Source organism: bacterium, from assembly GCA_037200965.1.
Classification (GTDB): Bacteria; Patescibacteriota; Minisyncoccia; order Phycocordibacterales; family Phycocordibacteraceae; genus C7867-001.
Genome location: JBBCGK010000001.1, coordinates 763,693 through 776,274, shown reverse-complemented (window position 1 = coordinate 776,274; position 12,582 = coordinate 763,693). Strand labels below are relative to the sequence as shown.

7 protein-coding genes are annotated in these 12,582 nt (G+C 61.6%); 2 read left to right on the top strand and 5 right to left on the bottom strand.

Annotation, left to right across the window (positions count from 1 at the left end):
* Positions 1–87: 87 nt before the first annotated feature.
* The 4 genes from WDN10_04505 to WDN10_04490 are packed head-to-tail and all read right to left on the bottom strand — an operon-like array spanning position 88 to position 3,296.
* On the bottom strand, positions 88–585 hold the full coding sequence (locus WDN10_04505) for a hypothetical protein (GenBank protein ID MEJ0053953.1): 498 nt from the start codon (positions 583–585) through the stop codon (positions 88–90).
* Positions 582–1,589, bottom strand: a complete 1,008-nt coding sequence (locus WDN10_04500) for a cache domain-containing protein (GenBank protein MEJ0053952.1) — start codon at positions 1,587–1,589, stop codon at positions 582–584. The genes WDN10_04505 and WDN10_04500 overlap by 4 nt, the downstream gene beginning before the upstream one ends.
* Entirely contained in the window at positions 1,586–2,770 is a 1,185-nt protein-coding gene (locus WDN10_04495; GenBank protein MEJ0053951.1) for a hypothetical protein, read from the bottom strand. The genes WDN10_04500 and WDN10_04495 overlap by 4 nt, the downstream gene beginning before the upstream one ends.
* A 4-nt stretch (positions 2,771–2,774) precedes the next feature.
* Entirely contained in the window at positions 2,775–3,296 is a 522-nt protein-coding gene (locus tag WDN10_04490; protein ID MEJ0053950.1) for a hypothetical protein, read from the bottom strand.
* A gap of 233 nt (positions 3,297–3,529) precedes the next feature.
* Between WDN10_04490 and WDN10_04485 the strand changes: the two genes are divergently transcribed.
* Positions 3,530–4,060 carry an AAA family ATPase gene (locus WDN10_04485; protein ID MEJ0053949.1) on the top strand — a complete coding sequence of 177 codons (531 nt, stop codon included), beginning with the start codon at positions 3,530–3,532 and terminating at the stop codon, positions 4,058–4,060.
* Between the two features lie 52 nt (positions 4,061–4,112).
* Positions 4,113–5,195, top strand: coding sequence for a peptidoglycan DD-metalloendopeptidase family protein (locus tag WDN10_04480; GenBank protein MEJ0053948.1), 1,083 nt, complete (start codon positions 4,113–4,115; stop codon positions 5,193–5,195).
* On the opposite strand, the gene WDN10_04475 is transcribed toward WDN10_04480, so the two are convergent.
* Positions 5,170–12,249, bottom strand: coding sequence for a tail fiber domain-containing protein (locus WDN10_04475; protein MEJ0053947.1), 7,080 nt, complete (start codon positions 12,247–12,249; stop codon positions 5,170–5,172). The two genes, WDN10_04480 and WDN10_04475, sit on opposite strands and share 26 nt — an antisense overlap.
* Between the last annotated feature and the right edge of the window lie 333 nt (positions 12,250–12,582).

Genomic DNA, 12,582 nt, shown 5'->3' with positions numbered 1-12,582 from the left:
TCCCCGGGACAGATGCGGTGCGCAACACCGGAACACTCTTGAGTCTAGCAGCACCTGTCCCGTTCAAGCATTCGCGGTGTGGACAAGTCATGCGCGGCGGGACACGATAAGGATCTCGACGAACAGGCCGACGCCGACCAGCAGCACGGCGGCAAGAAGTATCGAGAAGTAGATCATGACCCAGTCTTCCTGCGGATTGACCTGGAAGCTTCCGCTCACCTGCGCGAGCGGCTTGTCGCCGTCGGTGACCGCGATCTCTATCGTATGGAGGCCTTCCCGGGCGTCGGTCGGAATGACGATGTAATCGGAGAAGGATGCCTGCGTCTCGACTGCCCGCAGGTACTGGCCGCTGACGATCGTCGCCTGCCCCTCCTCGACGCGGTAAGTGACGGTGAGGTCCCTCCGCTGGACGTTTTCCGGATACAGGACGTTAAGCTGGTAGTAAAAACGGTCGTCGGGATCCACTTGCGCGTACCGGTCGGGGATGGAAAGCGCCACGCTCGCCGCATGTACGGATGCTGGAACGATACCCGCGCACAGCAGGACCGCACCCAGGCCCGCCGACAGCTTCAGGATCCGCTTCATAGATGAGTGTGCAGCATCATGCGCAGGCGGTACACCAAGAGGCCGGCGAGACCCGCAAGCAGAAGGAACACGGCCAGGGAAAAGACCGATTCGTTTCTCGCGCGCCGCGCCGCGCTGAAGACGGAGCGGGTATCGGACACGCTGACGAGCACCCAAAATTCGGGATCACCCGACCGCATGCCGACGCCGGTCGTCCGCAAGTGCTCATACGCGAAGACCCGATCGCCGTACGTGAAGGCACCGACTGTGTCCGGCCCGTACAGGTGGTCAACCACCTCTTTTGGATACCGGCTCGTGACCGTATCTTCCGGAACTGGCGTACCGTGCGGCGCGACAAGGTATTTCCCTTCGCTATCCAGAAGGAACAGGACGTCTTCGGCGCGCTGCGCCTGCGTCACCGCCGTGAACGAGTTGCGTATATCAAGCGCCACTTCGAGATATCCGTACGTTTTCCCTGCCGCCACAACCGGCGTAATTGCATACACGAGCGGAATCTTCGTGCCGCCGATGACGGGATACCACGAGAGCCCCGACACGAGAATGTCCCCGGTGATTGAATTTTGCGCGTCCTGCAGGAGGCCGTCGAATCCGGCATCGAATACCGTCTCGTCCCCCACCGACATGCCGGGCGGCGAAAGCGTGACGAACGCGGACCCGTCCGCGCCTATATAACGAACGAAATAATACTCGGGGTGGGCGTCCCGCGCGATGCGGAGCGCCTGTTCGGCGCCCGCGCGGCCGTCAGATACTCCCGAATAGACCGCGAGTACGGACGAAAGCGACCGGAGCCCTTCACGAGCGCTCGCGAAAACCTCCGTGAGCCCGTCGCCGACAGACTCGAGCCGCTCATCGAGGGCTTCGTTCGCGGCCGCTTGGTACAGGTGGTCCCGCTCGGCCATGAGCGCCCACTCGTGGATCGTAAGCGAGACCGCGAGAATGACGAGCAGGAGCGCAAGACCGCGAAACAGAAGTCCTGCCGTTATCGTGATGCGCAGGTACTTCATCGGGAGAAAGCGCGGGCCGCATGCCGGTCCTTTCCACGCGGATGAACAAGATAATAGAAGAGAGCGACGATCATCAGTATCGTGACGATAATGATGATCCACGGGAATACACAGCCGAACCAGGCGAGGAACGCGATGTGATCCACGGCATACGACAGCGGCCACGGGAACCCGCACCGCCCGGCGAACGTCTGCGCGGCCGTGATTGTGAACTGCTGGTTGAAGTCTTCGGTGATGACGGGCGAACCGTACGTGACCCTGAGCTTTATCCAGTACGTTCCGGGAGAGAATGCCGTCGTAGCAAACGTCTGCCGCACGAGGTTCTCGGTTTCGACGCTCGTGCGCGCGGTCGATGTCGCGAATACGGTTCCCTCGCCGTTGACGATGGAGAAGGCGAGGTCGGCCGCGGTAGTAACCTTTCCGAAGTTCGCGAACGAGACGAGCGCGACGAGCGGCTCGCCTGCGGGCACGACGCTCTTTTCAAGCGCGAGCGAAATGTCGAACAGGCTGTTCGGAACGGCAGCGCCCGCCGCGCCAGCGGTACCGGCGTTCGTCCCGGGAGCTGCGCCGAAGATGCCCGTAAATAAGTTCTGAAAGAACGGCACGATACCGATCCCGCCACCGCTTGAGGAGGGTTCTGGCGAGGATGCGTCCGGAACGGAACTGCCGGAACGCCCGTTGTTGCCGCTGCCTCCCCCGTTGTTTCCGCCGCCGCCTCGCACGGATGCCGGGCGCCAGTCAGTCTGCACGCCGCACCGCGAGCAATCGAAGGAAATACGCGCGGTATCGGTGCCAGCGACTCCGGCGATGCCCGTGAACTCGCCGTTTTGATTTATCGTTACGCCCTCCATCGATATCCATCCGAGCGACGCGACCCATGCGGAACCGCCAAGAACGCCTTCCGGCGTGTTCGTAACCCCCTGTCCGGAATTCGGCGGATCGAACCGTATCCATCCGAAATCCCTGCTCCACGCGAAGCCCGTCACCGCGCTGTCGGTGATCACGAGGCCGACGTACTCGGAGCCGTCGGTCGGTGCGAAATTGATCCACCCGATCTTGTCGCCCCATCCGAACTTCTGCGAATCGAGCACCGTTCCGGATGTTTCCGACGCGAACGCGGGAAGCGCGAAGGAAAAGAAAATGAGTGCGACGAGCGAAATGGTGCCGAGTCGGATATTCATGCGTTTAAGGAGTCGTGCTCGTCGCGGCCGCCTTCGCCTTTGCGGGTACGGGAGACGGGGCGGCGGCAGACGCCGAGGCACCGGTTGCAAGCGGCGCGATGTCGATTATTTTTCGGGCCGACGGACGATAGAGCACGGCTTTCATCGAAACCGGGAAGATGATGACCTGGTCGCCGTTTTGCGCCTGCGCGAAGAAAGGCTGGTCGGCAAGCTTGCTTTTGTCGGACACGGTCGCAATGACGGGGCTCGGATCGTTCGGGACCACCATCACCTTCGAAAGTTCCTGTATGACTTTCGCGTCTTCGGCCCGCGCGACCACCGCCGGGTCGCGGCTGAGGCGCTGGTATTGCACAAAATAGTACGCAAGCGCGGCGAGGACGAGGACCAGGATGAGCGCGGCGAGAATCTTGGACCATCCGCGCCGCATCCTGCGCCCGTTCCTTGGTCCCGGCGCGGCCGGAGGCCACGGCGCTTCGGGCACTGGCTCGGAGACATCTATATCCATCTTTTCATTCTTAGCTGCCATAGGACGAGTGCGGCGCATACGCCGGTATATATGAAGTTAGCCCCGCTTCGCGGAGATATGTTTATAAAGACTGAATCGCTTGAGCGTTTGGGTGCGCATGACGCGGACCACTCCCTTTCGGGTCCGGAGAGACTCGGTGCGCAACACCGTGGTACTTGAAGTATAGCCGCAGGCGCGCGGCCTCCTATGATTCGCGTGGGGATAAGACTTTGACCACAGGTATACTTAAGAACATGGCAAAGCTTATTATGGGCATCGGCGTTCCCGGTTCCGGGAAAACGACAATTCTGAAACCTTTTGCGGAAGAAAATTCCTATACCTACATCTCCCCCGATGATATACGATTCGAAATGCTTGGCGATGCGACTGAGCAGTCAAAAAACAAGGAAGTGTGGGAAGAAGCACATCGAAGAACCGCCGATGCGTTGCGGCGCGGGGAGACGGTCGTATTCGATGCGACATTCGCCAAAGACTTCGAACGCAAGGAGTTTATTCGCTTCGCCCGCGAACATGGCGCAAGCAAGGTGCAAGGCATGGTGGCCGCCGTTCCCATGGAGGTCGCCCTCGAACGTAATCGTTTACGTGAACCTATGGTTCCCGAACACGCGATCAGGCGCATGCACAATATGCTTATCCGTACTCCTCCTGTGGTTGAAGACGGATTCGACAGCGTCTTCGATATAGGCGAATTACAACAGTTGAAACGTGCTGAAACGCGAGGCGAGCATACTCCGATAATCCGGGAATTTAAAAAATTGCGGTAAGCTCCCCTTTTCTTCACGCATATCTCACGGAGATCCGGGCTATACTTCGCGCATGACATACGCTTACCGGGCACGGGCGGTGCTTGCCGTTTCCTTTATCAGCGCGTTCGTCTTCGCGGCCGCTTGCCCGCCGGCCGCACAGGCGGCGACACGGCCGCAGTATTCGAGAACATACGACTATTGGCGCAATTCCTCGGAAGGGAGCGCGAGCCAGGAGACGATCGAACGCGCGACGTCCCGCCGCGGCATATCTTCCGCGGCGCAGAAGGCCATCGACGCGCTTGACGACGATCCCGTCAAGAACCTTCCGATACCCGTGCTGCTTGGCGTTTCGCTCGTGGACATCACGCCGAACTTCGGCGACCCGCGCGACGGCGGGGCGCGCAAGCACGAGGGCGAGGACATCCTTGCGCCCAAGGACGACTACATCGTCTCCCCCACCGACGCGGTGGTGACGAGCATGGGCACGGGCTCGAGCGCCGGAAACTATGTCTATACGGCGAATCCCGGGGACGAGACATTCGCGTACATGCATCTCGACAAATTCGCCGAAGGGCTTAAGAGAGGCTCGGTGCTCAAGAAAGGCGACCTCATCGGGTATGTGGGAGACACCGGGGACGCGAAAGGCGGAGTAACCCATCTCCATTTCGAGATACGCCACGGAAGGACGGCGACCGATCCGTTCCCTCGCCTAGCCCGCGAATTCACGCTCGACGAGCGCATCGATGCGGTCGAAGACGCGCTTAAGGATGCCGATGACGAAGACGAAGACGAGGATGCCGAAATGCTCGTGCGAAACTATCGCGGAACCTTCCTCGGAGCGCTCGCGCTTGGCATGAACCTTCCCTCCGCGATCGATGACGCGCTTGAAGCAGCGGGAAACACGGCGGTGACCACCTCAACTTTCTATCGCGACCTGATCGTCGGCGCGCGCGGAAGCGACGTGACCGCGCTTCAGGCATTTCTCATAGGGAAAAACAGCGGGCCGGGAGCCCGCGCGCTCGCGGCAGCCGGAGCGACGGGATACTTCGGCCCGGTCACGCAGGCCGCGCTTGCGGAATATCAGGTCGCAAACGGTATAGCTCCGGCCGCAGGATACTTCGGCCCCCTTACTCGGGCGCGGGTAAGTCAGTAGCGGGATCGGGAGGCACTGGCATAGCCGCAGCGGCTTCTGATTCCGGCTCGGACGATGAGGCAGTGGTGTCCGGCGGCGGAACATCCTCGATGATGACAGGCCCGATGCCGGGCGGCGGAACCTTGTCATGCTGTCCGGCTTTCTCCTTAAGGGCTTTCAGCTCGTCGCCCGTAAAGCATTCCTCTTCCCCGCCGGAGACTGCTAAGCATAGTTGCGAAGTATGGACACGATTCGCATAGAAGTCCTCGATTCCGTTTGCCGCGTCGGCGAACCATTCCCGAAGACGGCCAAAGAATGCCTGAGCAAAAGACGTCGGAGACGCATCCGCGCTCGTTGAAGCAATCGCGCCGAACCGCGCGTCAAGCTGCTGTGTCGCTTTCACGAGGGGCGCGATGAGGCCGAAATAGTTGAACGTGTACGTGACGTCGGGCGTCAGTTCTGTCGGCGACGTCGTGCCGACGAGAGTCGGCGCGGCAGAAAGCGCCTGCTGCGCGATGAACCCGTACTGGAGGCCGGACATGCCGCCATACACGTTCGGGTCCTTCCAGTCATAGGAGACAGGGCGCAGCGAGTCTATGAGAGCAAGGCCATTTTCGTCGCCGAGACTTTCGATATTCGACTTAAGCCGCTCATCGGAACCTACGACGCTCTTGCAATAGATCTTGCCGTTCGCGTCGGTGCCCAGTCCGACGAGCGATGTGTTGCAGGTCAAGGTCTCGATCGTGATATCGCCGTTCACGTCAAGCGCGGTTGCGGGGGCGTTCGTACCGATGCCGACGCGGTAATTGAAGATCGAAGCGGCGGTCGTCGAGGTGGCGATAAGATAGTTCACGGTCGGGCTTGTCGAGGCAGCAAGGGCACCCGTGCCGCCGCTTGAGAATATCCAGCCCTGCCCGAACGAAGTCGCCCCCGTGCCGCCGCCAGGGACGCTGAGCGAACCGCTCCAGCTGGGCTTCCACGTAAGCGTGTTCCCCGAACCGGTTATCGTGTCGCCCACCGTAATGCCGTTAAATGCGGTCGTCGAGGTGGCGATAACGATAGCCGGGCCGTTCTGTACCTGACCGGCGGGACCTATTGAGGTGAGGGCAGAGGTGAGATAGGTGTTGGTGTCGATCGAGAGCGTGCCGTCGGCGTTGATCGTTTTCACGAATCCGTTCGTGGCGAGATTCGAAAGCTTCGTGACGCTTTGCACCGTGTTGACCGTCACCGTGCCCGCCGTGTACGTAAGTCCGGTCGAGAACGTGGTCGTTGCGACCCAGGTCGGCGCTCCGGCGGACATAGCAAGCACCTGGCCGTTTGCGCCGTTCGCGGTCGCGGTGAAAGCGTTCGTGCCGTTTCCCGAAACGAGTCCCGTGAGCGTACCGGCACCGGTGCCTCCCCCAGGAACCGTGAGCACGCCGGAAACGGAAGGAGTGAACATAAGCGTGTTCGAAGAACCCACGACCACAAGCGCGGACGTGACGCCGTTTGCAAGGCTTGTCGAGGTGGCAATGGTGACCGTCGCACCGCTTTGGGTTTGTCCCGAAGGACCAAGTGCGCTGATGCCGCTCCCAGACGCGGAGAGAGTCCCGCCAGAAAGAGAGAGGCCGCTCCCGACCGTTATCTCTTCGGCCGCTCCCGTACCGTCCAAACTTCTTCCGAGAAGCTTACCGGTCGAAAGGGTGAGGCCGGAGGATGTGAACGCGCCGGTCGACACTTTGCCGTTGAATGTCGTCCAATCGGACGAGGAAAGCAAGCCGCGGTTTGCGGCAGATGCGGTCGGGAGGTTGAACGTGATCGTATTGCCGGAAGCCGTCACCGATATGTCGGTTCCCGCGGTCGAAGTTGCGATCGTAATTGCGGGGCCGCTCTGGCTTTGTCCTGCGGGACCAATGGAGGCGAGGTAGGTGTTCGTATCGACCGAGAGCGTGCCGTCGCCGTTTATAGTTTTGACGAATCCATTGCTTGTCAGGTTCGAAAGCTTCGCGATGCTCTGTGCGGTGTTCACGGTCACGCTTCCGGCCGTATACGTAAGGCCCGTGGAGAACGTGGTCGTCGCGACCCAGGCCGGAACTCCGGCGACAAGCGCGAGCACGCTCCCCGCCGCCCCGCTCGAGGTAGTCGCGAGGGCACCGGAACCGTTTCCGTACGGGATGCTGCCGGACTGTATCGCGCTCCAGCCCGTCCCGCCGCTTGCGACGGGAAGCGCGCTTAGGAGCGTGAGGCCCGCAAATGTGGGCGAGGAGTTCGGAGCGACGTAGTCGGTTCCGGCGGAGGCGGCGGAGACGTTGCCGGAACCGTTCGCTTTGAGTATTCCGCTTACGGCTCCCGCCCCGCCGTAGGCTGATCCGATCACGGAGCCCTGCCACACGCCGCTTACGATCGTCCCGACGGTCGTGATATCGGTTCCGATGAGCTTCGCGGCGGCAATAGCGCCCAGGAGCATCGCATTCGTCACCTTCCCCGCCCCGATCGCGGTCGTGATCGAAGTGGCGCCGCTTCCCGAGACGTCGCCCGAAAGCGTAACCGTCTGGTTGCCGGTGAGATAGCTCCCGGCGGGCTGATAATCGATGCCGGGGACGGCGGTCGCGATGCCGGAAGTTCCGTTTCCCTTCAAAATGCCGCCGAGCGTCGTCGATCCGGTGCCTCCCCGGTCGACCGGGAGCGAGCCCGTAGTGTCCGCAAGCGCGACGCCAAGCGTCGAAGTGGCGGTCGCGGCAAGCGATCCGTTATTCCCATAAATGATTCCCGAAAGAGTGCCGAGCACGGGAACGTTCGTGAAAGTTTGCACCGGTCCCCAGGTATTCGCGGTCGTCGTCCCGAAGGCGAGCGATACGGTATTCGCGCTATTCTGGAGCGGATACGCGAACGTAAGCGCGCCCTGCTTGGCGCTGAAGGCGCTCCAGTCGGCGGAGGAAAGCAAGCCGCGGTTTGCGGCAGACGCGGTCGGAAGATTGAACGTGATCGTGCTTCCCGATCCGGTTATCGAAAAGTCGGTGCCCGCCGTCGAGGACGCGACGGTTAGCCCGCCGTTACTGATGGCCGCACCGAATTGCGGCGTGACGGACGTGATGCCCGTGTTGGTGATGGTGAGTCCCCCGCTCCCGACCACGGCGGCGGCGCCCGAGACCGAGATGCCAGCGCCGTTTGAAACGGACGAGGTCGCGGCGCTCTGAAGCGGGCCCGTACCGTTTCCGTAGATGAGGGAGCCTGCCGCAAACGAGCCCGCGCCCGTGCCGCCGTTTGCGACGCCGAGCATCCCGGATATTTCCGAGGCAAGATTCACCGCGCCCGCGGAGACCGCTCCGGCGGTCGCGCGCAGTATTCCCGAAAGACTTCCGACGGACAGGTTTCCGAAGAACGCACTGGTCGAAGACGCATAGGACGAGGAAAAGGCGGTCGAGCTCGCGCCCGCAAGCGAAGCCTGGCCGGAAACGGAGAGCGTGCCGAGCGTTCCGACGGATGTAAGCGAAGAAGCGAGGATGTTCGAAGCAAGTACGGTTCCGGTGAGCGTTCCCGCGGGCGCGATAACCGCCGCGGTGCCCGCGGATGTGACGAGCCCTTTCCCGTTTACGACAAAAGTCGGGATGGCGGTCGAACCCCCGAACGACCCCGTATCCGCGTTCACGGTCGCGAGCGTCGCGGCGGCGGAACCCGGACCCGACGCGGAGATGTCACCGGTAAGCGCGGTGAGATAGTTCCCCGCCGCCTGATAGTCGGTTCCCGGAACCGCGGTCATAAGCACTCCCGTGCCGTTTCCTTTGAGGATTCCCGAAAGCGTCGTCGATCCGGTGCCGCCGTTTGCGGCACTCAAGACGCCGGAGAGCACGGCCTTCCAGGTAAGCGTATTCGCGCTTCCGGTTATCACGACGCCCGAGATAAGGCCGGTCGCAGAATCGGTCGAGGAGGCAATGGCGACCGCAGGACCGCTCTGGCTTTGTCCTGCGGGACCAATGGAGGCGAGGTAGGTATTGGTATCGACCGAAAGCGTGCCGTCGCCGTTTATAGTTTTGACGAATCCGTTCCCCGTGAGGTTCGAAAGCTTCGCGACATTCTGCGCCGTATTCACATTGAAGCTGCCGCCGGAATACGTAAGGCCGGTGCCCGCGGTTGTCGTCGCGATCCAGGCCGGAACTCCGGCGACAAGCGCGAGCGTCTGCCCGTTGGTTCCCGGGCTCGTGGTGGCGAGCGCCCCGGCGCCGTTTCCGTACGGGATGCTGCCGGACTGTATCGAATCCCATCCCGTCCCGCCGTTTATAACGCCGAGCACTCCGGTCACGTCGGAAGCGAGGGACACGAGCGAGGCCGATACGGCACCCCCGGCCGCGCGCAGGATGCCGGTCAGATTCCCTATCGACAGGCTTCCAAGGAAGGCTTTGGTCGAGGACGCATACGAAGAAGAGATTCCCGTCGTCGACGCATTTGCGCTGAATTGCTGAAGCGCGGTGAACGTATTCGGATGCGCGGTGTTAAGGGAGGCGGAAAGCGAGCCTCCAAGAGAGGCGGGCGAGCCGGAAACCGTAAGGGAGGAGTCGCCCGAAGCAAGCCCGATCGTCGAGTTCTCAAGCGCGCTGTTCGGCACGTTCGCCGCGCTTATCGTAACGGCGCCGGTCGCGCCCGAGACGCTGATGCCGGTCCCGGCAATATTCGACGTCACGCCGGTATTCGTAATCGTAAGCGGAGTACCGCCGACAAGCGCTCCCGGCGTGCCTGAAAAGCCGATGCCGGTGCCGCTGGTGACGGAGGATGTCGCCGTCGCCGCAAGCGATCCGTTGTTTCCGTAGAAGAGACCGGTGAGAGTGCCGAGTATCGGGTTGTTGGTGAAAGTCTGGGTTCCTCCCCAAGTGTTTGAAGTTGTCGTCCCGAAGGCAAGGCTTACGCTGTTTGCGGTGCGCGCGAGCGGATAGAGGAACGAAAGCGGATTTTCGAAATCGATCCCCGGTGCCGCCGCCGAGAGAGAGCCCGCCGCCGCCTTAAGGACGCCCGTGAGGCCGGACGAAACCGCCGTAAGGCCCGGAAGCGACGTGGTCGCGGAGAGGCGGTTGTCGAAAAGGCCGCCGAAAGTAGTCGTGTATACGCCGTTCGTAACGGTGCCGGCATTGCCAGAAACGGAGCCGGTGATGGTGCTCAAAAACGTATTGCCGCCCGAGAAAGTATTGTTATCTCCAAGGAGCGTGGAAGAAGCGGCGGCGACAGTACCCGAGCCGCCAAGCGGGATCAGGGTGCCGTTGACGGTGACGGCGGAATTCTGCAGGGCGGCATTGGGGATGTTCGATACGGATACCGCCGGAGCGAACGTGAAGACGCCGCCGGAGTTCGTGATGGTCTGCCCCACCGTGATGCCGTTACTCGTTGCCGCGCTTGAAGTGGCAAGGATGATTTGTCCGATCTGCGCGGAACCGTATGAGTGCTGGAATGTGGTGGTAGCGAGCGCGGTCGAGATTGTCACCGCCCCGGCTGGTCCGGAAACGGAGAGCGGGTATGCGGCCGCGATCGATGTCACGAAGTTGGTCGAAGTGGCGATTTGGTACATGGAACCGTTGTTCGCGCCGATGAGCCCGGTATACGAACCGATGGAAGAGAGGCCCGGAAGCGACGTGGTCGCGGAGAGGCGGTTGTCGAAGAGCGTATCGCTCCAATACTTATGCACCGAACCTTCGGCAAGCGCATCGGTCGTCGTCGCGTGAAAAAAAGAATAGAAAGTTGAACCGAACGCGGCAGGATCGAAATAATCCGTTCCCGCGACGGCGCCCCGGAGATACCCGCCCGCCCCGGCCTTTATAAGGCCCGCGGGAAGTCCGGCGACCGCAAGATTCCCTGCTAAGAACGGCCCGGCAAACGTCGACGTGCCAGCACCCGAGACTGAAAGCGTTCCGGTGGCGGTGATATTGGCCGAAGTCAGGTTGCCGGTGAAGAAGCCGCTCCCCGCGACGGAAAGCGCCGAGAGCGGAGAAGTCGTGCCGATGCCGACATTGGTCGTGAAATACGACCTCCCGTGCACTTCAAAGACGCTCGTCGCCGACGATGTCGCGCTTGCGCCCACGATGACGACGTTCGTGCTGTCCATCGGATAGATCGCGAGGCTGTCGGATGTCGTCGCCCAGGCTACGGCTCCTCCCCCGCCGCCGCTTGAAAGATCCGTGCCCCAGGTCGGGACGCCGCCCGCGATCTTAAGCACGGTACCGGAAGAACCGGGCGAAAGCGTCGTGAGGTTTCCGTCGGCATCGGCATACAGAAGTGCGCCCGGATTGTACGAGGCGAGGCCGGTGCCGCCGTGCCCCGCATCAACAATGCCGAGGCTTATCTCGCGGTTCGCGATCGTGAGAGGCGCCGAGGCCGACGTGATGCGGTTGTCATATGCCTCGCCCCACTCCGTCGTGGACGCTGATAAAGGAATCGTATATCCGCCCGCAACCGAAAGGATTCCCGTGCCGCTGTCATACGCGAGAGCCCCGGCAGATACGCCAAGCGCTCCGCGGGCGAGCACGTCGCTGTAGTAGCGATGCAGGGAACCTTCCGCGAGCGCATCGGTCGTCGTCGCGTGAAAGAAATTGTAGAAAGGAATACCGAAGCCAGTAAGCTGCGACGCGGACAAAGACAAGCCCGGAAGCGAGATGATATTCGCAAGAGTAGTTGTCGCAAGAATGCGCGCGTCCGCGCGGGCATCGGTGTAGTAGAGGCGCGAGCCTTCCGGAAGGTCGGACGTGGACCGATGCGCGAGCCAATAGTCAGAACTGGTGGTCGCGAACGAGAGCCCCGGATTGTCAGAAAGGAAATACGCGGCCGAGGTCGTCGAGAAGGAGTTGGCAAGGTAATAGCTTCCGGACCTGCCTTCAAGCGTCGTCGCGTCCGCGCTCGCAAGCGTCTTGCAATTAGAGTCGCTCGGCCCGCACTCCGGGTCAAGCGTTGCGCCCGGCGCATAGGGCTGTCCGTCCCATGCCGCGTATGCAGGCAGCGCGCTTATCGAACAGGACCAAAGCACGAACAAGAACAGGAAGCCCTTCCCTGCCAAGGAAGGAAAGGCGCGAAGGGACGTATGCGGTCTTATGAGTGTGCGTACAAGGAGGAAGAGCATGAACGACGGATGCCGTTCTCCGGAATAGAGCTGGTACGCAACACCAGAACGGTTTTCAGTATAGCAGGACGGCGAGCGCGAATACGCGAGTCCACACCATTAAGAGTTGCCATAGGAGAACGCGGACTATATGGTACGAGTATGCGTCGCTTGCGCGGTGATATCGGGCTCGCTTCTATCCGTCCTCTTTCGAGGCAGGTGTTGCGCGAGCGAGCCCGGTATCAGCGCATAAACGAGGCGTAAACGCAGCGGGCGATATGAAGCGTACCGTCGCCGTGATAAAATACTATCCAATGTCTGATGATGGCGAGATAAAGAGGAAGACGGGACCTA